The organism is Bartonella sp. TT121SHDZB (assembly GCF_042193415.1).
In the GTDB taxonomy this organism is placed as follows: Bacteria; Pseudomonadota; Alphaproteobacteria; order Rhizobiales; family Rhizobiaceae; genus Bartonella.
On sequence record NZ_JBHILR010000005.1, the window covers coordinates 122,606 to 148,217 of the forward strand.

20 protein-coding genes are annotated in these 25,612 nt (G+C 36.1%); 15 read left to right on the forward strand and 5 right to left on the reverse strand.

The window, feature by feature from the left end; genetic code table 11:
• Positions 1-16: 16 nt before the first annotated feature.
• Positions 17-415, reverse strand: a complete 399-nt coding sequence (rpoZ, locus tag ACFIKI_RS04730) for a DNA-directed RNA polymerase subunit omega (protein ID WP_375665938.1) — start codon at positions 413-415, stop codon at positions 17-19.
• A 573-nt stretch (positions 416-988) separates the two neighbouring features.
• On the opposite strand from rpoZ, the gene ACFIKI_RS04735 reads away from it, so the two are divergent.
• Positions 989-1,657, forward strand: a complete 669-nt coding sequence (locus ACFIKI_RS04735; protein ID WP_375665992.1) for a uracil-DNA glycosylase — start codon at positions 989-991, stop codon at positions 1,655-1,657.
• 48 nt (positions 1,658-1,705) lie between these two features.
• On the opposite strand, the gene smpB is transcribed toward ACFIKI_RS04735, so the two are convergent.
• Positions 1,706-2,182 (reverse strand): SsrA-binding protein SmpB, encoded by a 477-nt coding sequence (gene smpB / locus ACFIKI_RS04740; protein ID WP_375622220.1) that lies wholly within the window; start codon positions 2,180-2,182, stop codon positions 1,706-1,708.
• Positions 2,183-2,200: 18 nt separating this feature from the next.
• Positions 2,201-3,085 (reverse strand): 4-hydroxy-tetrahydrodipicolinate synthase, encoded by an 885-nt coding sequence (gene dapA / locus ACFIKI_RS04745; protein ID WP_375665940.1) that lies wholly within the window; start codon positions 3,083-3,085, stop codon positions 2,201-2,203.
• Positions 3,086-3,336: 251 nt separating this feature from the next.
• Here dapA and ACFIKI_RS04750 point away from each other — a divergent pair, with 251 nt between their 5' ends.
• A complete protein-coding gene (locus ACFIKI_RS04750) occupies positions 3,337-5,421 on the forward strand; it encodes a lytic transglycosylase domain-containing protein (protein ID WP_375665942.1) in 2,085 nt (694 codons plus the stop codon).
• Between the two features lie 919 nt (positions 5,422-6,340).
• Here ACFIKI_RS04750 and ACFIKI_RS04755 read toward each other — a convergent pair.
• On the reverse strand, positions 6,341-7,126 hold the full coding sequence (locus tag ACFIKI_RS04755; RefSeq protein ID WP_375665944.1) for an energy transducer TonB: 786 nt from the start codon (positions 7,124-7,126) through the stop codon (positions 6,341-6,343).
• A 242-nt stretch (positions 7,127-7,368) separates the two neighbouring features.
• On the opposite strand from ACFIKI_RS04755, the gene ACFIKI_RS04760 reads away from it, so the two are divergent.
• From ACFIKI_RS04760 to ACFIKI_RS04780, 5 genes are all read left to right on the forward strand, one after another.
• Positions 7,369-9,546 (forward strand): TonB-dependent hemoglobin/transferrin/lactoferrin family receptor, encoded by a 2,178-nt coding sequence (locus ACFIKI_RS04760; protein ID WP_375665946.1) that lies wholly within the window; start codon positions 7,369-7,371, stop codon positions 9,544-9,546.
• A gap of 260 nt (positions 9,547-9,806) precedes the next feature.
• Positions 9,807-10,850, forward strand: coding sequence for a hemin-degrading factor (locus ACFIKI_RS04765; protein ID WP_375665948.1), 1,044 nt, complete (start codon positions 9,807-9,809; stop codon positions 10,848-10,850).
• A gap of 11 nt (positions 10,851-10,861) precedes the next feature.
• Positions 10,862-11,767, forward strand: a complete 906-nt coding sequence (locus tag ACFIKI_RS04770; RefSeq protein WP_375665950.1) for a hemin ABC transporter substrate-binding protein — start codon at positions 10,862-10,864, stop codon at positions 11,765-11,767.
• A 19-nt stretch (positions 11,768-11,786) separates the two neighbouring features.
• On the forward strand, positions 11,787-12,866 hold the full coding sequence (locus tag ACFIKI_RS04775; RefSeq protein ID WP_375665952.1) for a FecCD family ABC transporter permease: 1,080 nt from the start codon (positions 11,787-11,789) through the stop codon (positions 12,864-12,866).
• Positions 12,863-13,669 (forward strand): heme ABC transporter ATP-binding protein, encoded by an 807-nt coding sequence (locus ACFIKI_RS04780; RefSeq protein ID WP_375665954.1) that lies wholly within the window; start codon positions 12,863-12,865, stop codon positions 13,667-13,669. The genes ACFIKI_RS04775 and ACFIKI_RS04780 overlap by 4 nt, the downstream gene beginning before the upstream one ends.
• 1,185 nt (positions 13,670-14,854) lie before the next feature.
• On the opposite strand, the gene ACFIKI_RS04785 is transcribed toward ACFIKI_RS04780, so the two are convergent.
• A complete protein-coding gene (locus ACFIKI_RS04785; RefSeq protein WP_375665956.1) occupies positions 14,855-15,829 on the reverse strand; it encodes a phage tail protein in 975 nt (324 codons plus the stop codon).
• A gap of 1,641 nt (positions 15,830-17,470) precedes the next feature.
• On the opposite strand from ACFIKI_RS04785, the gene ACFIKI_RS04790 reads away from it, so the two are divergent.
• From ACFIKI_RS04790 to ACFIKI_RS04825, 8 genes are all read left to right on the forward strand, one after another.
• Positions 17,471-17,806, forward strand: coding sequence for a hypothetical protein (locus ACFIKI_RS04790; protein WP_375665958.1), 336 nt, complete (start codon positions 17,471-17,473; stop codon positions 17,804-17,806).
• A gap of 1,407 nt (positions 17,807-19,213) precedes the next feature.
• Positions 19,214-21,049: a phosphomethylpyrimidine synthase ThiC gene (thiC, locus tag ACFIKI_RS04795; RefSeq protein WP_375665960.1), complete on the forward strand. Its 1,836-nt coding sequence runs from the start codon at positions 19,214-19,216 to the stop codon at positions 21,047-21,049.
• Positions 21,046-21,996, forward strand: a complete 951-nt coding sequence (locus ACFIKI_RS04800) for an FAD-dependent oxidoreductase (protein WP_375665962.1) — start codon at positions 21,046-21,048, stop codon at positions 21,994-21,996. The genes thiC and ACFIKI_RS04800 overlap by 4 nt, the downstream gene beginning before the upstream one ends.
• A 3-nt stretch (positions 21,997-21,999) precedes the next feature.
• Positions 22,000-22,197, forward strand: a complete 198-nt coding sequence (gene thiS / locus ACFIKI_RS04805; protein WP_273791115.1) for a sulfur carrier protein ThiS — start codon at positions 22,000-22,002, stop codon at positions 22,195-22,197.
• Positions 22,198-22,201: 4 nt separating this feature from the next.
• Positions 22,202-22,975: a thiazole synthase gene (locus ACFIKI_RS04810; RefSeq protein WP_375665964.1), complete on the forward strand. Its 774-nt coding sequence runs from the start codon at positions 22,202-22,204 to the stop codon at positions 22,973-22,975.
• Positions 22,972-23,577, forward strand: a complete 606-nt coding sequence (locus ACFIKI_RS04815) for a thiamine phosphate synthase (protein WP_375622232.1) — start codon at positions 22,972-22,974, stop codon at positions 23,575-23,577. Before ACFIKI_RS04810 ends, ACFIKI_RS04815 begins: the two co-directional genes overlap by 4 nt.
• A complete protein-coding gene (locus tag ACFIKI_RS04820) occupies positions 23,568-24,326 on the forward strand; it encodes a hydroxymethylpyrimidine/phosphomethylpyrimidine kinase (protein ID WP_375665966.1) in 759 nt (252 codons plus the stop codon). Before ACFIKI_RS04815 ends, ACFIKI_RS04820 begins: the two co-directional genes overlap by 10 nt.
• Positions 24,327-24,784: 458 nt before the next feature.
• Entirely contained in the window at positions 24,785-25,612 is an 828-nt protein-coding gene (locus ACFIKI_RS04825) for a uracil-DNA glycosylase family protein (RefSeq protein WP_375665968.1), read from the forward strand.

Below are 25,612 nucleotides of genomic sequence, written 5' to 3' on the forward strand. Positions count from 1 at the left end.
ATATAAATCACCGGAATTAATAATCCTCACTTTTTTCTGGAACAACCAAACCTTCAATACCTGCTAAAAGCTCTTCTTCTGACATATGATCAAATGAAGTGTCTTCTTCTTGCGAGGATATATTAAAAACACTTTCAGCTTCACTTGAATGGGTAATAAATTCATTTGCCATTTCTGGCTCATCTACTTCCACATGCTTTTGCATAGAATGAATAAGATCTTCCTTTAAATCAGCAGGCGATAATGTCTCTTCTGCTATTTCACGCAGAGCAACAACTGGATTTTTATCATTATCACGATCAACCGTAATCTGCGCCCCTTGTGAAATCTGACGCGCCCGATGACCTGCTAAAAGTACCAATTCAAAGCGGTTATCAACTTTATCAATACAATCTTCTACCGTTACGCGGGCCATTTATGCCTCTTTCTCAAATAAAAAAATTTAATAGCGGATAGAGAATTATATACAATAATCAAAATAAAACACAAGAAAAACAACACAGACTCTCATATTTTTTGCTTAAAAAACTTAATTTAAGTAAATTGTTGGAAATTTTTATAAAAAATCTATAACCTATTCACGCTCGTTATCAAAGCTGCTCTTAAAAGCATTCCAATAGATTGGATCTAAACCAAAAAGGTATTTCTCGACAAAATACCTCTTTGGAGTTTTTATCTTTTTAAAAGGAACACTAGCTCTTTAAATTCTTTTGCAATAACAATAGCCTTATGCACATTTTTTACGATAATTTTATTAAAGACAGAACTTTTTTCTTTGAACATCATATGTATTGCACTCTTATTCATCTATTCATCGAATAAGAAAATATTGCCTCTCTTTAACATAATAATGAGCAATAAGTTTATATTAAACTTTCTTCTAAAAAAGTTTATTTATATTCATTATAGATGTGTTTATCAACACATAACCCGTCATATACGCTATAAAAGACTCAAAAAAATAGAAAACCGATTGATGCCTAACACCATGAATAGCCAATTAACATCGCTTTGCCCAGAACCACCCCAAAATTGCAATTTATGCCCTAGGCTTCATCAGTTTATCGCTGACTGGCGTATAAAAGAACCAAGTTGGTATAACGCACCGGTGCGCCCATTCTTTCCTTATAAAGGGCCAAACACAACACGCCTTCTTATTGTTGGGCTTGCTCCTGGATTACGCGGAGCAAATCGAACTGGACGTCCATTTACTGGTGATTATGCTGGGCACTTACTTTATTCAACTTTAAAAAAGTTTGGTTTTGCCCAAGGAACCTTTGAAGAAAGAGCAGACGATACTCTTGAACTTATTGATGCAGCAATTGTTAACTCTGTTCGTTGTGTTCCACCAGAAAATAAACCCACAGCTGCAGAAATTAACACATGCCGTTATTTCTTCTCACCTCTTTTAACAAATCTTCCCAAACTTAAAGCCGTTATCACCTTAGGCACCATTGCACACCATTCAACGATACGTGCCCTTAATGCAAAAGTTTTAGCTCATCCTTTTGGACATGGTGAAATCAATAATATTGGCAGATTACGCATCTTTTCAAGTTATCACTGTTCTCGTTATAATACGAATACTGGCCGCTTGACAGACACTATGTTTCACCAAATTTTTCAAGCAGCAAAAACATACTTAGATCAATGCTAAAACTATTTTAAAAGCCCTATAAATAAAGGATATCTACCTCATATCTCATCATCCATATCTTTTTAAAAGTCTTGCTTTTTCTCGACCCCAATCACGTTTTTTTTCCGTTTCGCGCTTATCATGAAGCTTTTTCCCACGCGCTAGAGCAATCTCCAACTTAACGCGTCCTCGTTCATTAAAATAAAGTTTGAGAGGAACAAGTGTCATTCCTTCTCGAGACGTTGCATTAAAAAAACGTGCCATCTCACGTTTTGAAAGTAATAATTTGCGCAAACGTCGTGGTTCATGATTAAAACGATTAGCCTGCGTATATTCAGGAATATAGCTGTTTACTAACCATAATTCCCCATTTTCAAAACTCGCATAGCTTTCAGCAATATTGGCGTGATTGGAACGTAAAGACTTTACTTCCGCTCCCTGAAGAACAAGACCCGCCTCAAGATTATCGAGAATTTCAAAATTAAAACGTGCTTTACGATTGTCAGCAATTATTTTCCGTACGGGCGCGTTCTTTTTTTTATTCATGGCTTTGTCAATATCATTTTACGCTTTTAAAAGACCAGCATGACTGAGGGCTGCATCAATAATCTTTTTTGTTCTTTCTGTTAATGGAACAATAGGAGAACGCACAGTATCACCACAAAACCCTAATTTTGCAGCAGCATATTTAATACCTGCTGGACTAGGTTCAATAAACACAGCACGATTAAGAGGCATCAAGCGATCATTTAATTCTCGTGCTGTTTTATAATCACCACGAAAACAAGCGGCTTGAAGCTCTGCACAAAGCTTTGGAGCAACATTAGAGGAAACTGAAATACACCCCATACCTCCATGTGCATTAAAACCTAACGCCGTACAATCATCACCGGAAAGCTGCACAAAATCTTTTCCACACTTTTCACCTTGTTCACTAACGCGCTCAATTCTGCTCGTTGCATCCTTAACACCAATGATATTGTTAAAATCTTGATAAAGGTCTTTCATCGTTTCTACAGCCATATCGATAATAGAACGACCAGGAATATTATAAATTATAATTGGAATAGAAACAGCTTTGGCAATGGAAGAAAAATGCTTGTATAAACCAGATTGATTTGGTCTATTATAATAGGGAGTGACAACCAAAACTGCATCTGCACCAGCTTTTTGCGCGTATTGTGCAAGCTCTACAGCCTCGCTTGTGCTATTTGATCCCGCTCCAGCAACAACAGGAACACGCTTTGCAACCTGCTCAACACACAATTCTATAATCCGCTTATGTTCCTCATGACTTAACGTTGCTGATTCACCTGTTGTCCCAACAGGGCTTACACCGTTAATCCCTTGTGTGATCTGCCATTCAACAAAATTACAAAACGCCTTCTCATCAATTGCGCCCTTGTTATCAAACGGTGTGATAAGCGCAGTTATAGCTCCCTTGAGCATGATAAACTCCCTATAATGTTTGCTTTTATTTTTTTTATAATCGCCTTTTATAAATTTTAAATAGAGCATAATCTTGCTCTATCATTGAAGCAAGATGAATTTCAAAAAAAGCCCTCATAAGATGAAAATGTCCCTCCTTAAATGTTGAACATTTCTTTAAAACAAACCGTCTGTATTAACGCGTTTTTCACGCTTGTGTTCTATAAATCCTTAAGTTTTTACAAAAAGCAAGGTCTCAAGGTTTTTTCTCTATGCGTGTATTTTCCACCTCTCTTTTCGTATCAACCTTTACTGCACTTATACTGGCAGTAAGAATTTTATTTTCAAGTGCATATGCACAAACACCCCTTTTGCAAGGAAAAGCGCCAATCCCTTTGGTTCGCCCTACTCCCTTTACCGCAAAAGAAGCTCAAGAATCTCTTCAACAGATACACACGACATCACACAATACTGCTACACTTCAGCAACTAAAAGCTGGGCTAGATGCACTAGCAAACAACAATATTGCAAAAACAATAAATCTTCGAAATTCAATGGAAACACATAGCCTTGATCGTCATATTTTGACATGGGCGCTGGGGGTGTCAAACCAAGCGAATATACCAAGTTCTGAAATATTTAATGCAATCAACATGCTAAAAGGATGGCCAGGTATAGAAACGATGCAACGCAATGCTGAACGTGCTTTTCTTAATGAAACCAACGTCACACGCGCAATCATCCAAAAATTTGCTCATCACCCGCCCCAAACAGCACAAGGGATGGCTCTCTTCGCTAAAGCACTTATCGCAACGGGACAAACCACTCGTGCTCAACACGTTATTGCACCATGGTGGCATAAAACACAGCTTAATGCAAAAGAAGAAGTATTTGTTCTTAAAAATGCAAGCGCTGCATTAAAACCTATTGATCATTTGAAACGCATGCAGTTTATGCTGTATGCACATCGTTTTGATTCAGCAGCACGCGTTGCAAAATTAGCCCATGCTCAATCTCTTTTTAATGCATTTGTGGCCGTTGAAAAAAATGATCCTAGAGCTACACAAAAATTAAAAGCGGTAGAGAGATCATGGCAAAAAGATCCTCTTTTTCAGTTTGCTCGAATACGCCATCTTCGACGAACAGAGCAATATGATGCAGCCGCTGCACTCATGATGAAAACATCAAAAGATGCATTCCGCCTTATGAACCCTCATTCATTGTGGAAAGAACAACGTGCCCTTTCTCGTGAAATGCTCGATTTAAACAAACCAAAAATTGCTTATCAACTCGTTGCAATGCACACTGGTATAACATCTGCATTAGCCGTCGATGCTGAGTTTCATGCAGGATGGTATGCACTACGGTTTCTTCATAACCCTAAATTGGCAATGCAGCATTTTTCACGTATTCCTCAACTCTCTTCTTTACCTTTTTATGCATCACGTGGATATTACTGGATGGGACGAACAGCAGAAACGCTAGAAGAACATAAAAATGCCCAGCAATACTTTCATCGCGCAGCTCATTTTGGTGCAACTTACTATGGTCAATTAGCCGCTGCACGACTTAACCAAAAAAAGCTTAAAATTTTCTTTCCCAAACCAACAACCGCTGAGCGACAACATTTTAGTGCACGAAAAGCAATCAAAGCAATTCAACGTCTTGAAGCAGCCGGCTATGCTGATTTTGCTAAAGTCTTTTATAGAGAACTCGGAAAAAAAATAGAAAGCCCTGGTGAGTTAGCTCTTCTAGCTGTTATGGCAGAAAAAAATGGGGACTATTATACCAGCCTCAAAATCGGAAAAAGGGCTGCTTTTCAAGGGAAAAACGTCGGGGCACTTTCTCATCCTCTGGGAGCTATCCCAGCTTCTGCTCATATTTCTGTAGAAGAAAAATCGCTTATCTATGCCATTGCACGCCAAGAAAGCGAATTTAATCCAACGGCTATATCAAAAGCAGGTGCACAAGGTATACTCCAATTGCTTCCTACAACAGCAAAAGCATTAGCAAAAAAATACTCAATCGCATGGTCTCCTCAAAAATTCAGCAGTGATACTCATTATAACGTGATATTAGGCGCCCATTTTCTCAATGAACAATTGGAACGTTTTAATGGATCCTATATATTAACTCTTATTGGCTATAATGCAGGCCCCCGTCGCGTCAATGAATGGATAAAACGTTATGGCGATCCTCGAGGACAACCTCTCGATAAAGTCATTGATTGGATTGAACGTATCCCTTATACAGAAACACGTAATTACGTGATGCGTGTCATGGAAAATTACGGTGTCTACAAAGCAAGGCTCACTGGGAAAATAGATATAAAAACAGACCTACTTTCTGGTCGATGAAAATAATATGTATGAACTTCCCAAATAGCATTTGAAAGTGTTCTTAAGAGGCATTTTTATTTCTTTCTAAATACCAGCTCATATGCCACCCTACTTGTAATGTGCAAGTGGATAATTTGAATTCATTCAGTATAAACAACACTATCATAGATGATTATAAATATAAAGATAGAGTGAAACAAATAGCTCATATTTTACTGTTTATTATTAGTCAACACTCAAATCTTGTACAACAGCATGTTTTGAGAGTGTTTTTTCTTCTCACAATATTTCTATACCAAATAGGAACGCATTATTGTATATATCTGTTTGGATAATTCTGAAGCAGAAAAACAGATTCAATCGGGCTAGAAAGCCTTAAAAGATGAAAAATACCCTTCTGCCCTTTCCCTTTGCATTCGGCTTTACGACTTTCAAACATATCGACAACAATATCTTTTAAAGAATGAAGATTTAAGCATTGCCTTTCGTTTCTATTTTTACATATAAACTTTTATCCTTCACACAAAACAGAACACCCCAAGAGCCCAAATAGTATGTGTTTCTTATATATGTTCTTGTTTTATTTTCATGTTTCTAAATCTACTTCACAACGGTATACCTACGGTATACCTGAAGAGTACTTATGAAAATTCTCTCACAAATAGTATAAAAATCTATTAGTCACATTTAGCCCTATCATCCCCTAACTCTCACTGTTGCAATAGCCCTTTCATTTAGAGCATTCATAAGAAGTATGTTCATTGCTTTTTAAAAATTTCTACCATGCCCCCATTGGTGCCATACGTAAGCGGATGTGATTGATTGCTTCAATGTCAAAAAGATTTGGAAAGAATTATATTTGAACTTTTATTCAAATTATAAAATAATAAACAATCATTATAATCAATATATTATCCGAACAAAGCCCCATAAAAAATCAGCTAAATATCAAGGATACTCTGATAATTTTATTGACTTTTGATGGTGGAGGGGGAGGAAAAGAACCAACGCGTTGAAGTGCTGCCATAGCTAATCGATCAAGTTCTGGATCACCAGCAGAAGCAACAACACGGCTAGAAAAAATATTCCCCTGCTTATGCACCTTAAATTCTAACTTCACCGTTCCTTTTACCCAACTGGTACGCTGTCCCACAACATAATTCTTTTGCCTTTCTAATTGTGACTGTACCTTTGCTAACCACTCCATTAACAATATATCTTCAAGTGCAGCTGTACTGCCGCTTTGTCTAGCGGTAGATGAACGCATGGACTTTGCAGACGGCAGTTTCACAACTGCTTTTGGTATCGGTATCGTTTTTTTTTCAAATATTGTATCTTCTACTTTTTGAGGAAGAGATTCTTCCAGAGATTTTACTGCAAAATCATCTTTTCCTACAGTATGCTGGAGCTCTTCCGGTTGAACTTCCTCCACTGTTTCCAATATCTCTGGCTCTTGCTCTGCAAAATCTGGCTGCAACTGTTCTGATTCTGTGCTGACACTTGATAAATCTGTACCATGATCTGGATTCGACGAATCTATATCAACATCTAGATATAAAGCCTCTTGGGCAAGAGTTAGCATAACCGTTGACGAGAGCATACCATTATTCACACCAGTATTTCGAAAATAAAACTTTGCTCCCAATGCTATATGCAAAGAAAGAGCACCAATAAATGCCCCAATCCAAAGAGTTGATAACTGCCTCGTATTTGCAAAGCTCATCGTTTCTTCCGCCACTATTCTAAGTACAATATTGGTATTTCACCTCATTAAAACAAGCTATTCTGAAATTGCAACTTTTTTCTTGACTGATTTTATCATGTTTAATATGGTTTCTCTATGATTTTATTTTGTTAAATCATTCCTGCTTGGTTGGCTAATTTATATAGGGTTAAATCAAGCATCTTTATATGTAAAACTTTAAGCTTAGAGAGGGGATGTTTTAAAAAAGGTTATAATGTGTTATGCGAATAAGACGAGAAAATATCCATAAAAGCTGTATGATTTTAGGTGCGTTGTCGGTTTGTATACCTTCATTTGTTTTTGCACAAAATAGCGAAAAGAATGCTGTAACTGAGCTCAAACCAATTCTTATTAAAGGAAAAAAAATAGAGGATACTTCAAATTCAATAACCATTCTAACTGATCGTAAAACCAATAAGAATATTGATGAAAAACAAATAAGCGATGTTTATGACGTTAGTCGTCTTAATCCTTCCGTATCCTATAATTCAGAAAATAACAGTTTCGTTATTCGGGGTTTAGATGCAAACCGTGTTCTTACGACAATGGATGGTATTTCTCTTCCATGGTTTAATGATATATTCCGTGGTGGAGGTGGAAACACAACTTTTGATTTCAATGCTCTTTCTACGTTTGATACTATTCAAGGATCAGATTCTAGTCTTTATGGTTCTGGTGCCTTAGGGGGAATTATTGCGTTGCGTACCCTTAATCCTGAAGACCTGATCGTGGAAGAAAAGAATTGGGGAAGCATTATAAAAGGTGGTTATCACTCTGTTGATAACAGCTGGCGCGTCGATCAAGCTTTTGCTGTACGCAATTACCGGACATTTTTGCTTTTTCAAGGATCTTATGTAGAAGGTCATGAGCGCAAAAATATGGGAACAGTAGGAGGGTATGAAGAACGCACGCGCAAAAACCCTTCTCACTTTGATAAAAATAACTTGCTTTTTAAAATTCATCAGTATTTGAGTGATAATCACCGTCTTGGTTTTACCGCAGAGCGTTTTGGTCATAATAGTAACACACATGAATTAAATTCGTCTAAAAGATACGCTCCAGGTTCCGTTTATGAGCAGGATAATAAACTTCGTGAGCGCTTTTCTCTTTCTTATAATTATAATGGTAATGGTGATGCAGTTCTTGATGCGTTTAATGGGCAGCTTTATTGGCAAAGGCAATCAAGTCGTTACGTTACGACTGGCGTTCGTGTTTCAGCCCCCAAAGGGGATTATTTAAGAGATAATTTCTTGCGTAATATCTATTATGGTTTCAATGCTGATGCCCTTAAAAAAGTGGATTTTGGCACTGTAGACCATATGTTAAAGTTTGCGACCAATGTCTCATCATCTAAATTTCACCACTATTTGTTAGGTAAGGACAATTGTCATATAAAAGAATACGCTCGAGGATGTCTTTTTCTTCCTGCTAATCGATCGGATTCACCAGACACTAATGGTTACAATTTAGGTTTTATTTTTGAAGATGAAATTGGTTTGGTTGATAATCGTTTTCGTGTAACACCAGGAATTCGGTATGATTGGTACAAATATGTTCCTCAAAAAACATCTGCTTATGAAGAAGCACTGATTTCTGACAGATTCCCTCCAGAAAGGACTGGATCGCGCTTTTCTCCTAAATTACGCGTGGAATGGGATATTCGGAATCAAATAACGCTCTATGCTCAGTGGGCACAAGCTTTTCGTGCACCACGTGTTTCGGAACTTTACGTCTCTTATATCAAACCTTCTGCTTATTATGTGAAGGGAAATCCTGATCTTCAACCAGAAACAAGCAATGGGTATGATGTTGGTCTTCGGTATGGAAATGTAAATTTCGGTGGTTCTTTCAATGCCTTTATCAATCAATATAAGAATTTCATAGATACCGAGGATAGAGGGCCATCAGAAGAATTTAGGTTTTCGCGTCGGCATTACATGAATCGTTCGCGCGTGCAAATTTTTGGTGTTGAGACAAAAGCCCATTTAGTTCTTAAAAATGGTTTTCATAGCAATGTTGCTCTTGCTTATTCACAAGGAAAAGATCTTGATAAAAAGGAGTATCTTAACTCAATTCCTCCTTTGAAAGCAGTTATCGGGTTAGGATATGCAAAAGAGATTTGGGGAAGCGATGTTATTTTTACCTTGGCAGCCAAACGTGACAAAGTTGCTGAAGGATCTGACTACCAAAAAATTCCAGGATACTATGTTGTTGATATGACAGGGTGGTGGAAGCCTTTTGGTGAAACTGGACCTATTCTAAGGGCTGGTGTTTATAATCTTTTCAATACAAAATATTGGAATGTGTCGAGTCTTCCCTCAGGCAACAGTACAATACCGAAGGATTATTATAGCCAGCCAGGTCGTAACTTTAAGGTATCATTCGTACAAAAATTTTGATCACTTCTGTTAACTATTAGGTCAATAGAAAGTCATATCGATAAAAGGATAAATTATTTGTGTTTCTAATTTCAGTATCTTTAAAATTACAAAGATTTGATAGAAAAGTGTTAATTCCTTCTGTTTTATCGCCTTTTGATTGTTTTTCTGTTAGTGATAGAGGCATATTTTGCAATAGATTGAACTCTTAAAGAGTTCAATCTATTGCTTTAAGAATTGTAAAATTTGAAAGTTAGAGTCAGTAACATAAGGTAAAGTCTATGGCACATACAGCTGAAATGATTATTCGTTTGCGTGAAGAAAAAAAAGAAATGCGAAACCGTGATTTTGCGGTTTCTATCGGTATATCTGAAGCAGAGCTTGTTGCAGCCTATTGTGCAATTGGAAAAGCAAAAAGACTACAAACTGATGTTACTACTTTCTTAGAAAATGCTCCTCAACTTGGAACAGTTATGGCATTAACGCGCAATGAACATGCTGTTCACGAAATAACTGGGCGTTTTGAAAAAATTGTTCAAAACCAACATGTTCCTATAACACTTGGTGAAATTGATTTGCGTATTTTTACAAAACAATGGAAGTTTGGTTTTGAGTATGATGTTATCGTTCTTGGAAAACCTACAAAAAGTCTACAATTCTTTGATCAACATGGCGTTGCTATTTTAAAAATCTATTCTAAAGATATGACTAATATGGAAGAATGGGATAAACTTGTTGAAAAACTCCTTCTTGAAAATCAGTCTCCTGTTCTTGACGTTCTTCCTATTTCTCCTCCAGTTCAGTGTGACATAACAGAATTGGATATTGAGAGATTTCGGGATTGTTGGCGGAAAATGACAGATGTACACCAACTTCAGGAAATTATTTCCGAATTTAAGATTAATCGGCATCATGCTGTAAAATATGTTGGCAATGAATTTGCGGATGAATTACAAGTAGAAGCTGTTGAAATAATGCTTAACCAAGTTGCACGACAAGAACTGCCAATTATGTGCTTTGTTGGCAATAAAGGGTGTATTCAAATTTTTAGTGGGACTGTAAAAAATATTAAGCAAATGGGGCCTTGGCTTAATGTTCTTGATCCAAAGTTTGATCTCCATTTACTCACATCTGGGATTGCTAGTGTATGGCATGTTCGCAAACCTACAAGTGATGGTTATGTCAGTTCACTTGAAGTCTTCGATAAAAATGATGAAATGATTGTTCAATTCTTTGGCATGCGCAAAGAGGGGCAGAAAGAGCGTGAAGATTGGCGTTCTTTATTGAAATCTCTTCCTCCATATCAAGAATTAGTCGTCGCTTAGAAAGATAAAATATGCTTACGCTTCTTTTGCGCAGACAACTAAATTTTTTTCTTTTTTTTATACTACTTTCTCTTAACTTCTTTTCTCAACGAGTTATCGCTGAACCCACCACACATTTTTCTGAAAATGCACGAATTGTCTCTATTGGCGGCTCTCTTACGGAAATTGTTTATGCATTAGGAGCACAAGATCAACTTGTTGCTCGTGATAGTACAAGCGTTTATCCAAAAGAAGCCCTCAAACTTCCCGTTCTTGGCTATATGCGTGCTCTTTCACCTGAAGGCGTTCTGTCTCTTGCTCCAGAAGGCATTTTACTCGTTGAAGGAAGCGGTCCTCCTTCAACAATTGAAATTCTCAAAAAAACATCAATCCCTATCGTGATCATACCAGAAAATTATTCTCGAGAAAGTGTAATAGAAAAAATTCGCCTTGTTGGAAAAGCCATCCATCGTGAAGCACAAGCAGCAGCATTAATTCAAAAAGTGAGCCGTGATTTTGTAGATAATGATGCTCTTTTGGCAAAAGTAACCAAACCAAAGCGTGTCCTTTTTATTTTCTCCGTGCAAAATGGGCGCGTTATGGCATCTGGAACAGATACAGCAGCGGATGGTATTATAAAGCTTTCAGGTGGTATTAATGCCATTACAGATTATAAAGGATATAAACTTCTCAATAACGAAGCATTATTGAAAGCAAATCCTGATGTTATTTTGCTTACAAAACATAATGGAAAATCCATTAATCTTGAAAAACTTTTAGCTATACCAGCAATTCAAGCAACAATTGCAGCTAAAAATCATGCTATTAAACAAATGGATACTATGTACCTTTTAGGATTTGGTCCACGCACTGCAGAGGCATCAAGAGAACTTATTCATATGCTTTATGGTGTAACCCAAAACGGTAAAAACAGATAAATTGGTAGAGAATCCATCCATGATTTATGCATCTGAAACAAAAAAAAATCAAAAAATAAATCGCGAAAATTTGAGGAAGATACTTTTATTAGGTCTAATAATATTCCTCATCTTTAGTATTTGGGGCGGGCTTTTAAATGGTGCTTCAAATACTTCTTTCTTTGATTTTCTTAATATCATGTTTACGCAAGAATTTTCTGTAAGTAGTAAAACCCGTGATTATCTCATATTTATCGATATAAGGCTTCCTCGTGTTATCCTAGGGTTATTGATCGGGGCAGCTTTGGCTGTCTCTGGTGTTATGATGCAAGGGCTTTTCCGTAATCCTCTTGCAGATCCTGGGATTGTGGGGGTGTCAGCAGGAGCTGGTCTTGGTGCTGTTTTAGCAATTGTTGTAGGGTTTGCCTTTCCTCTTTCATTTGCACCTTTTCTAGAGCCTTACAAAGTTATTATAGGCGCTTTTTTCGGTGGGCTTTTATCAACGATTATTCTCTACATAATAGCAACGCATCATAACTTTACCTCTATTGCAACCATGCTGCTTGCTGGTATTGCCCTTGGTGCATTAAGCAGTGCAGTTGTCGGAACATTGATTTTTATCGCCAATGACCAACAATTACGCGATATCACTTTTTGGAGTCTTGGCTCTCTTGCAGGTGCTACATGGTTGAAAGTATGGCTCGTTTTCCCTTTCATCTTTATTGGACTTCTTTTCTCTCCCTTTTTATCACGTGCGCTTAATGCTCTTGCACTTGGAGAAGCTGTTGCTGGCCATATCGGGTTCCATATTCAACGCGTAAAAAATATTGCTATTCCCCTTGTTGCTCTTATGTGTGGTAGTGCTGTTGCTGTCAGTGGTGGTATTGGTTTTATTGGTATTATTGTTCCTCATATTTTACGTCAAATCATTGGTCCTGATCACCGCTATCTCATTCCTTACTCCGCTCTCTTGGGAGCAGCATTACTTATTTTTGCTGATACGTTTGCGCGTTTAATTGTTGCTCCCGCAGAATTGCCCATTGGAATCGTAACAGCGCTTTTTGGTGCCCCCTTCTTCCTGTGGATCCTTATATACAAACGAGGAACAGATTTTTTATGATTGAAGCGACAAATATTTGCGTTCAGCTCGGAAAGAAACAGATTCTTAAGCACATTAATCTTCAAGCTAAAAGTGGTGCTTTTACCATCATTATCGGTCCCAATGGTTCAGGAAAAAGTACTTTTGTCAAAGCGCTGAGTGGGGAAATCCCTTACAGTGGAAAAATAACTCTCAACGATTATGATGTACGCCAAACAAAATCTTATGAAATGGCAAAAATGCGCGCTGTTCTACCACAATCAACAACGCTCGTATTTCCATTCTTAGTCCATGAAGTTGTAAGGCTTGGCCTTTCTGTAAACCAATTCACCATTACCAAAGGCGAATCGCAAAATCTTATCCAAAAAACCCTAGATCGCGTTGACCTTTCTGATTATGGCAACCTATATTATCACCAATTATCAGGCGGCGAACAAGCGAGAGTACAACTTGCTCGTGTACTTTGCCAAATCTGGAACCCCGTTTATAATGGGATTTCTCGCTGGATGATATTAGATGAACCTATTGCTAGCCTTGATATTCAACATCAAATCATCGTTATGGATATCGCTAAACAATTTGCCCATTCTGGTGGCGGCGTTCTTGCTGTTCTTCATGACCTCAATCTCGCGGCACATTATGCAGATAACATGATCTTGCTAAAAGAAGGAGAAATTTATTGCGAAGGAAATGCAACTAACGTTTTAACAACACAAAATCTACGCGATGTTTATCATTGTTCCTTAAACGTTTCTGAATTACCTAAAAAAGATATCCCATTTATACTTCCTCAAACAGCGTCCTCTTATGAGACTAGATCCTAAAGCTGTCAGCTTCAATCTAAAAACTAAAGTTCATAGCAAAATAAAACACGAAAATATTCAAGAATCTTTTTTATTTTTATATGAACTCCTTTTTTCATCTATCATTAAAAAAGAAAATCGCACACACCAAAGATATTTGGGGAAAAAACTACCTGTTCAATATCTTTCAAGATTTTACGTACTAAAAATATTTGAGATTTTGTTTTGCTATCACACTTTTATATAAATGAATTTATACAACATCAATATTCGTTTTTCCGCTCTTTCTACTACTCTTGTCCTTATGATAATGATGCGAGAAATACGTACAAATACATTTGTCATAATAATGATATGTATTGTTTATATTTTCTAAGGATCAGATAGAAATCAAGTGCCTTTCTCCAATCTATAAAAGAGTTATTTGTGGCTTTAACGGCGTTATTTTTTCATAACACGTGTGCTTTAGCTTTTTTATAAATAGATAAATATTGATTTATCTATCTCTATAGTCAATAAAAACATCAAATATAATCATATCCTTTATTCCTCTATTTAAAAAATTGTTTATTGGCATATCAAAAGAATTAAACTATTGAATAATATCCTTAAAAATAAATTCATTGTAAACCCTTTAATGCAAAAATAATTGCCTAATATAAGAATGAGAAGAGAGTATAATGGTAGCGTTTGTCTGTTGCTTCACAAGCATAACGATAATTCCACTCAAGGAGTATACCGTTTACAGATAAAACCTACACCATGGCAATGCAAAGAAATGGACTTAACAACAAGATAAGAAATCTCTTTATGAGATAAATTCACTGATACAAAGATGTGCTATTTTTTGCAACAAAACGTTACAAATATTGCACTTTTTCGTGCCTAAGATTGAATAATGGTATCACTTCAGCTCCTCTCAAAATACTTTAAACAAGATATATCTCTAGATCACTTAACGGCAAATTTTAAATGATTTTTATACATTTTCTCTCCATAATCATATGATTAATACAAAATATCATTTTCTTATAATAAATTATTATTAACTCTTTCGCCCAATCATTTAAAAATTGTTTTTTTGACTTTCTCAAGTATCATATTAACAATATAGGCTTCCTCTTCACATGCATAGAAAATAACGCGGAATTGCTCCGCGTTAACAAAATTATCAAAATGTATAGATTATTTATGACCTAACCATACTCATGATTTTATGGCATAGACAACGGTTGTATTAACAGGGCGCGTTTCTGCCTCTCCCGTATGAGAAAGAGTTACCTCGTGTGTATGTGCACCAGCAGAAGCTGTTCTCCCTTTCAGGGTCGCATTATAAGTATAACGATTCGGTAATCTTCCAATATCACCAGTTGGCCATCCTACCCCTTGATACTCAAAATTGTGTGCATGCTCGCCTGATTCTTCAATGGTCCCAATATGCGTATGCGATTTTATGCTATCTTGTTGTTCATCTGCAAATTTTCTATCATCATCTAAACCACGGCCATCATCAAAACCGCGTAAAAACATGCCTCTAAAATCAGGAACTTTAAAAGTTGTATCGCTGTCTCTTCCCCATTTAGCGCCTATTGCCTTGAATAACTGCGGATAATCTTCACGCTTATAGGCCTTACCATCACATAAAAGCCAACCATTTGGAACATTTTGCATAGCAAATGTTGCAATGAATCCAGCAGGAAAATTTTCTATCTTCGGTGGTGTAGGATTTAATAAATACCACCCCTCATGCTCTTTTATTAAAACACCATTATTGTACACCATTTCATAAATACCATTTGTTTGCAGTTCTCCACCTTCTAATGGTATAACCCCTGCAGCAGTGGCTTTATAGATAAGCTTTTCTCCTATATTATTAACAGTCATTGTCGTCGTGCCAATATTCACACCATGAGCTTTAAAACGTATGATGATATCATTGTTGTATTTTTTTATAGGTGAAACTGTCTTCAAGGTAATTAATGTTGTTTCATCTTCCTCATTGACTATAAAGCTTGAGTCAATAGATCCACCGTTATCTGCAAGATATTCACGCACGCGCTGCATCATCGCCCGTGCACTATCATTAACAGAACTAGGCGGCTGACCTTCTGCCCAATTAATGATACTATCTGAATAAGCATTTTCATCAGCCTTTAGCGACCAATCGTAAATATTAGACATTTTAAATCCCCCATTATTTTCATAGTTTTTCTAACAATTTCTCGTTCTGTACACTAGAATGTGCTGCCACTGTTTTTGCTACATCATAACCACTGCACCATCCGTATTTACGCATTTTATCTCTCTTCCCTCCTTCCAATTTTATAACCTAAATTCACCAGACGCTTTTCATAACATTAGTATTAATGCTTTTTCTTCTAATGTGTAATGTAACCACCTCATCTGATGTTACTCAGTATCTTGTTTTGTTTCTTTGCTGTTGTTATATAATTATTTTTCAAATCTTGCATCTTATTGCAAAATTTACAAATACTGTTCAAAATATCCCTTGTTATGGATTTCATATAACCATTACTAAATATAATAATTTATCATCCACATAGAAAATTTCTGACTTAAACATTATCTTTTTTTATTTTTTTCAATATGTTAAATCTATCCTATCTACATTTTATACTCTATATTTTAAACAAAGAATCTCTCTCTTTTGACTATCATTTGTCTTAAAATTCTAAAAGTTAACTTCAAATTCTTTGTATGCTTCATTATGTTTTTATTCATATGCAGATACTTTTAAATGCTCTATTTTATTCAATTTATTGCTGATTATTGCTGAAATTACTTTACTCGATCAATACCAATGTTTTTTTGAACAAGCTTCTGTTCAACCTCAATGCATCATAGAGAATATATTCAATATGACAATTTCTTCACACCGTAATTGAACTGGAAATGAAATACTTTGAAGACTAAAGAAATATCACAAACCTTCATCAAATCTGAAGAATACAAATTCCTTACTTGCTTTTTACTTGAACTGAAAAAACATCCTTTCCCCCTCTATAAATGCGCACCACGACCCCCTGAATAGCTGTAAGCGCCCATTGTCCTCCCACACCTAGTGTGATCATCTACGTATGGTATTTTATTATATATAGATTTTTTTTGCAAGAACAATAAATTCATTCTAAACAGCGTCTTGCAATTATTGGTGTTCTTCTTAATTTAGAGTAATATCAAGATAAGCATTCTTTCAACTGTTTTGATAACTTATCTGCCTCATCAATCCAAACAAAAAATGCGCTCTATCAATTTAACACTTGCTGTCCCTTCAGCTATCAAAGACAATTTCTTTAAAAATTGTGCTCAATAAATAGCACGGCAATTGGACAATTCATGGTTGTTTTTCCCAATAGGATATCCACTCCTCTCATTACTGATTTTATTCTCAGTGCTCTCAGCACCTTTAACTTCTATCTTCCCTTTAAAATACACATCATTTATTAGCTACACCCTTTACACGCCCTTTACCAGCTCTAGATGGGATTGTTTTTTTCTGTTTTTGAAGTCACCGCGTTGTTTCTATATTAGAAATATTTTCTTTAGGTGATAAAGAACTCAGAACTTCCAGACTTTTTACATGCATAACACCATATATAACCTTACCATACGTGAATGAAAATCCATTCTAACAAATAAAATAACACATATTGATACAATTAATATAAATCTGTTAATAAATCCTAATATAAATCAATTAATAAAATTACAAAATGAAAGAGGAAGAAGCTATGAGTTTTGGAGATCTTATCGTATGCAGTATATTGGGATTTTTTTTCATAATCTTTTCATTGGGGCGGGATGCTTGAAATCGTTACAGTAGAATGGAAAAAAGAATATTTTAGGTGTTCTTTTCTATTCCTTCCAACATTTTCTTCATCATTTAGCACAGCCGCACTACTCAAATATGATTTTTTTGAAAACGATCTAGAAGATAAGCTGTTTTTTATATCTATCCTCATTTGCATAATGAGTTTTATGATGATAGTGGAACAATACAAAGCGATTATTGAATGCTATGCCACTCCAGATAAAGAATTCTCTGGTGCATTTATCGATAAAGACCTTGTTAATGCATTTGCCTATCTAAGGGGTGTACCAATCATCACTGGCTGTATAGCGGCAGCTTTTATATAGCTACCATTTGTAACACTGTTAATAATAGCAATATTAGTGGGAATTTGGTTACTCTTCCTCATAATTCCTTACTTATTCAAAAATTGGTTTTCGGTTTTATTAATCATCATCATAATAATTCTTTGTTTGCGTTTATTTTAATTATTAATAACCATTTATAACAAAATATTGTAGCGTTTCATATGGAATTATTGTTTATAAAAATATTCTATTTTGTTTATTGCCTCTTTTATTGTTAAAAAATTGTTCTTCCACAAATTCATTCAATTTTTCTTTTGTTTCATTATAAGAATGATAAGAAAATTGCATTACAAGTAATAAGTTTTTCTTGCATATAACATATAAGTAGCTATTTTTTATCTGTAAATATTGTTACACGATATCATATGGCTCTTCAATGAATTTACGTATATCTCTGTGCTAAGATACATCCTTTTGCTTTCCTTGCTCTTCTAACTATTTAAAAGTGTTGAATGAAATCTTAAGATAAAAAGCCAACGTCCATTTTACCGTCATTTTTTAATTCAGCTTCACAATTTTCAAAACATTCACAGCAATATTTTTTAATAATATAGATTAGGCATTGCTTCACACTTTTATTTATCGCATTCTTCAATGAGATTTCACCCCTTAATAAAGAATAAATGGTTCAAACAGACTATAAATAATATTGCATATTCACACACTTTTTTTAAGAAACATTTTTCAATGTACTTATATTCATTTTACAACAGCGCCCATAACCTGTAAATGGTATAATAGTAGAATTATTATGTATTATCATCTTTACACTCATGAAAATACAAGCTGAAACCATCATATACTTTATTGATCTCCACGTTATAATAGCTCTTGCATTTGAGAGTGTTCATAAATAACATTTTAATTCCTTTCTTTAGGTGTTTTTACCCACACATCCCTCACTTATGGCATGAAAGGAAGTAATTTTATATGAAAGGATGTATAATGAGGGAATATTATGGTATTCCAAGTTTATTATTTAATATGAAAAAATCTCTATCAGAGCTATAAACCATCTCCTTTTTTCCTGATAATCCATTTTTAACTTTACTCTTGTTTATATTATATTTTATCACGTAATAATATATACTTGTATTATTAAAAAACACACCGAAATATTTTAAAATATATCTTTTTGATTGACAATATCAGTATTTAAGCCAATCATGTTTATGCTAACAAAAGTGTTTACATGGGGGAAGATGTTATTTCAAAGATATCGCGTTAATCTTTTCAAAATAAATTTTCTTAAGCTTCGTTGAAGGTAGCTTAATGTAAATGTGATAAGCATTTCTTTATTCAAAAGTACATAATTGATCATTTGAATATATCCCCATTAACATCACATCTTAGTTTTTGAACTATGTGTTTAGAAGGAAAAAGTTTGTGCCGAAAAATATTCCATCAATCAATTGCAGCCCCTTTCCCTCCTCACGCAAAATTTATCACCAGAGTCTTCTTTTTTCTGATGTGCGTGTTCCATTGCGTGAAATTTCATTGACCGATGGTAGTGGTGAAAAACCTTTAAATTTTTACGATACTTCTGGTCCCTATACCGACAAAGATGCAATCATTGATCTTACAAAAGGTTTACCCGCAATTGGCTCATCTTGGCTCTCTAAGCGTGCTGATACTGAACCTTATCCTGCACGCTCAGTTAAACCTGAAGATAATGGATTAACCTATAATAGCTCTGCTATCCCAACATTTGAACAAAAACGACCTATTTTACGAGCTAAAAGTGGCAAAGCAATCACACAAATGGCGTATGCACGCGCAGGTATTATTACCGCCGAAATGGAATATGTTGCTATACGAGAAAATGAAGGATTAGCAGTAAAAGAACTGCAGAATGTACCATCAAATGAAACATTTGCTGGATCAATACCAGAAATTTATACTGCGGAATTTGTGCGCAATGAAATTGCTTGTGGACGCGCCATTATTCCACAAAACATTAATCATCCAGAGTGCGAACCCATGATTATTGGGCGTAATTTTCGTGTTAAAATTAATGCTAATATTGGCAATTCAGCAGTAACTTCATCTATGGAAGAAGAAGTTGATAAAATGGTTTGGGCCATTCGCTGGGGAGCAGATACAGTTATGGATCTTTCTACAGGTCGAAATATTCACAATATTCGTGAATGGATTATTCGAAATTCTCCTGTGCCCATCGGAACAGTTCCTCTTTATCAAGCTCTCGAAAAAGTACAAGGTATTGCCGAAAACTTAACATGGGATATTTTCCGTGATACCCTTATTGAGCAAGCAGAGCAAGGGGTTGATTATTTTACCATTCACGCAGGATTAAGATTACCATTTATTCCTATGACCATTGATCGTGTAACAGGTATTGTTTCACGAGGCGGTTCTATTATGGCAAAATGGTGTCTCCATCATCACAAAGAAAGCTTTCTCTATGAACATTTTGATGAAATTTGTGATATTGCAAAAACATATGATATCTCTCTTTCATTAGGAGATGGATTACGCCCTGGCTCTATTGCCGATGCCAATGATGAAGCACAATTTGCCGAACTTAAAACTTTAGGAGAATTGACAAAAATTGCTTGGGAAAAAGATGTACAGGTTATGATTGAAGGACCAGGACATGTCCCAATGCACAAAATTAAAGAAAATATGGAGCAGCAACTCAATCTCTGTCATGAAGCACCTTTTTATACTTTGGGACCTCTTACAACGGATATTGCTCCTGGTTATGACCATATTACATCAGCAATTGGTGCCGCTATGATTGGATGGTTTGGAACTGCTATGTTGTGTTATGTAACACCTAAAGAACACCTAGGACTCCCCGATAAAAATGATGTCAAAACGGGGGTCATCACTTATAAAATCGCCGCTCATGCTGCTGATCTTGCAAAAGGTTTGCCCAGAGCACAGTTGCGCGATAATGCTCTTTCACGTGCACGATTCGACTTTAGATGGCATGATCAATTCAACCTGTCGCTTGATCCAGAAACAGCTTGTACCTTTCATGATGAAACAATGCCGAAAGATGCCCATAAATTGGTGCATTTTTGTTCCATGTGTGGACCAAAATTCTGTTCTATGCGTATTTCCCATGATATTCGTGAGGCAGCCGCAATAAGAAAAACAAAAGGGGAAGGTATGATTGCCATGGCCGAAAAATATCAGAAAAATGGTGACCTTTATATGGAAATTGTTCCTCCTCAAAAAAAGAAAGTAAATAGTTGAAGAACATTCTTATCAAAGGTGCAGGTGTAGGCGGCTTAACAGCTGCCTTTATGTTACAGCAAAAAGGTGCTTCTGTTACTGTATCAGCCCCCCCTCATTCACCTATAGGAAGTGCTAGTTGGTATGCAGGAGGAATGCTCGCACCTTACTGTGAAAGGGAAAGTGCAGAACAAATTGTTGAAGATCTTGGTGTACAAGCTATACAATGGTGGCGTAAAACGCTCCCCAACCTTGTCATACAAAAAGGCACTTTAGTGGTTGCACCTACACGAGATAGAGGAGAGCTTGAACGATTTTCTGTGCGTACGCATAATCACAAAACTATAGATAATACAGAAATAGCTCATCTTGAACCAGATCTTGCTGAACGTTTTAACTGTGCGCTCTTTTATGAAAATGAAGCCCATATTGATCCTCGCAAAGCACTTATGGCTTTAAAAGAAAAGCTTCTCAACAATGGAGCCTGTTTTGTTGATGTAGAGAAGGCTGAAAAAAATTTTGATATTGTTATTGATGCGACAGGAATAGCACGTTTAGGAAAAGATAAAAATATACGGGGCGTACGCGGTGAAATGCTTCTCGTGCGCTGCACCGATATTAAAATTTCGCGCCCAATTCGTCTTCTTCACCCACGGTTTCCTCTCTACATTGTACCTCGACAAGATAATATTTTTATGATTGGTGCAACGATGATTGAAAGTGACTTTGATGGTGCAATCTCTGTAAGATCAATGATGGAACTGCTCAACGCGGCTTATACTTTACATCCTGCTTTTGCTGAAGCAGAAATTATTGAATCTGGCGTTGGTGTTCGTCCATGTTATCCTAATAACTTCCCTTCTGTGCATAAAGATGGTAACTTTATTTCTATTAATGGATTTTATAGACATGGTTTTCTGTTGTCTCCAGAAATGGCAAAACGAGCAATGAAATTGGCATTGGAATAAAACATGCAAATATTTGTTAATGGTGAAACAGTCCAAACAGAAGTTATGACTCTCGGTCTCTTGCTTGAAGAATTGGGGTATGAAGGAAATTGGCTTGCAACTGCTGTTAACGCTGAAGTTGTTCCTATAGATGCACGAAGCCAATTTGTCTTGCATGAAGGAGATAAAATTGAAATTTTAAGCCCAATGCAAGGAGGCTAAAATTATGCTGAATCTTTATGGACGACAATTCTCTTCCCGTCTTCTATTAGGTACAGCGCAATATCCTTCACCAGCAATCCTTCGTGATGCTATTCATAAATCGAATACGGAAATTGTAACTGTTTCCTTGCGCCGTGAAACTGCAGGTGGAAAACAAAGTGGACAATTTTGGAAATTTCTTCAAGAACTTGGGGTAACAGTGCTTCCTAATACTGCTGGTTGTTATACTGTTAAAGAGGCCGTAACCACAGCCCAATTAGCAAGAGATCTTTTTAAAACGGCTTGGATTAAACTCGAAATTATCGGTAATTCAGATACCTTACAGCCAAATATTTTTTCCTTAATCGAAGCTGCTCAAATTTTAAACAATGAAGGTTTCAAAATTTTTGCCTATACAACGGATGATCTCATTGTTGCTGAAAAACTTTTTGACATTGGTTGCCGTGTTATTATGCCTTGGTGTGCTCCTATTGGTTCTGCCAAAGGACCTCATAATACTGATGGATTGCGTTCTATCCGTGCTTACCTTCCTGATGCTACTCTTGTTATTGATGCCGGCATTGGACGCCCATCACATGCCGCCATTGCGATGGAACTGGGTTATGATGCAGTACTGCTTAATACCGCAGTTGCTAAAGCAGCTGATCCTGTTTTGATGGCTGAAGCATTTTCTAAAGCTGTTCAAGCAGGACGTATGGGATATAAAGCTGGCATGATCGAAGCACGCAATGTAGCAGTCCCTTCAACACCAATCATTGGAAAAGCAGTATTTTCATGAAACTGGATCCTTTTTACCTCATCGTTGATAACGCTGATTGGATTGAACGTTTGCTTCCTCTTGGCATCAAGCTCGTACAATTGCGTATGAAACATGAAAATCAACAAATAATCCGTCAACATATTAAGCGTGCAAAAAACATATGCAATAAATTGGGAGCACAATTAATTATTAATGATCATTGGGAAATAGCAATTGATGAAAAGTGTAATTTTATTCATCTGGGACAAGAAGACCTAAGCAATGCTGATCTTCACGCAATTCGTAAAAGTGGTATAAAAATTGGTCTTAGTACACATGATGAACATGAATTGGATATCGCACTCTCTGCTAATCCTGAGTATATTGCACTTGGTCCTATTTATCCGACAATCTTAAAAAAAATGAAATGGATGCCGCAAGGACTAGAAAAAATCAAACAATGGAGAAAGCGGATTGGTGCTTTACCTTTGGTGGGTATTGGTGGTTTAACACCAGAACGCGCAGTGGGTGTTTTAAAAGCAGGAGCAAATAGTGCTGCTGTTGTGACTGATATTATCCTCCATAAAAAACCTGAAGAGCGTGTACAACAGTGGATAAAAGTGACACAAACATGGCGTTGATACCTTCTATTCTTATTGTTGCGGGCACTGATCCAACAGGAGGTGCTGGTATTGTTCGTGATATAGAAACCTCTGCACATTTTCAAATAAAAGCAAATTTAGCAATTACTTGTGTTAACGTACAAGATGATAATCGCGTTGTCGAAATCATTCCAATGTGTGGAGACCTCGTCGCTGCACAAATGCGTGCTGCCCTAGAAGCAAATCCAATAAGCGCAATAAAAATCGGTATGACGGGGACAAAAGAAATTATAGCAGCAATCTGTAACGTACTCAAAGACTATCCCCATGTTCCAGTTATTTTGGACCCTGTACTTGTCGCTTCATCAGGAGGAAAACTAACAACGGAAACAATCATCGACACTATGATCGATAAACTGCTTCCTCATGTTGATCTTTTAACACCGAATAGAGAAGAACTCGCTCTTCTTAGCAAAAGTCCATTGGCATCTCATGATACGCAAGCAATACAACAAGCAAAAAAACTTTTGTCATTGGGAGCTCGCTCTATTTTAGTAAAAGGGGGACATGCAGAGGGGCCTCTTGCAATTGATAGCTTCATTGACAAAACTGAAGTCATAAATATCTCTACTCCACGTTTAAAAGGAACAATGCGAGGAACAGGTTGCATTCTCTCAAGCACTATTGCAGCGCATTTAGCATTAAATGAACCTCTCATTTCAGCTGTAAAAAAAGCAAAAGAATATATCTACACATTGCTTTTAACCCATTGTGAAAACTGTTTGTAATATCTTATTATTTTTTCATATAATAAGTAATATTTATATATTTCAATTAATATATTTAATATTTTTAATAAAAGTTATTAAAAATATATAATAATTATAATAATAAAAAATTTATACTTAATTTTTATAAATAAAATACTACAAAATTCACTTTTATTAATTATTAAATATAGAATATAATGATAAAAATATTATCATCTCACTTGCATTCAGTGAAAAATTCTTTTATTATGAATGAGTTTAGTCTGTTTAAAAAGCTGAAATAGCGTAATTTAAACAAATTGTACATTTAGAAATGTATATAATCGCGAACACTCGCATTTTACGATTTGCCTTTTTTGTGAAAAGAGAGAATTTTATCAGCGTTCTTATACATTAATGGCTAGCGAATACATTTAATAAAACTTGAAGGATAATTTTGTTTGATCTATAATCGCTAGATCATTAGAAAAAGTAAAATGTTAAATCAAACGCCGTGCTCAATTTCCTATGAAGAACTCTTAAACTTTTATAAAGAAAGTGGTGCGGATTGTGTCGTGACAGATTTACCTGTTGATCGTCTTAAGCAGTTTGCTTCTTCCGAGAAAAAATTAACGCCTGTTGTTAACATTTCTGATAATCAACACCCCTCCCCAAGCGTAAAATTAGATAATCATCGACGGCATAACTCTAGTCCTATACAAAACGAATCCGCTGCTATAGAGAGTGCAAAAAGTGCAAAGACACTTGAAGAACTAAAGTCTGCTCTCCTTGCATTTAATGGCTGTTCATTAAAATTGACAGCAAAAAATACCTGTTTTTCAGATGGAACAGCAGGAAGCCCCCTGATGCTTATAGGCGAAGCACCAGGACGAGACGAGGATATACAAGGAATTCCTTTTGTGGGAAAAGCCGGGATGTTGCTTAATAAAATCCTCGCATCAATTGGCTTAACAAGAAATAATGTTTACATTGCCAACACTATTCCTTGGCGTCCACCAGGAAATCGTACACCAACACCAAGAGAAGTTGCCTTGTGCCGCCCTTTTATTGAACGACACATTTATTTAGCGCGTCCTCGTGTTCTTATAGCACTAGGAGGCGTTGCTGCACAGTTTCTTACTGGATCTCAAAATGGGATTATCCGAACAAGAGGGAAATGGCATATCTATGAAAGCGAGGATAATATAAAAATACCTGTTATGCCAACTTTCCACCCAGCTTACCTTCTTAGAACCCCTAGTCAAAAGAAGCTTACATGGATAGACTTTTTAGAAGTAAAAAATCGCCTCGACAGCCTTTTGTAA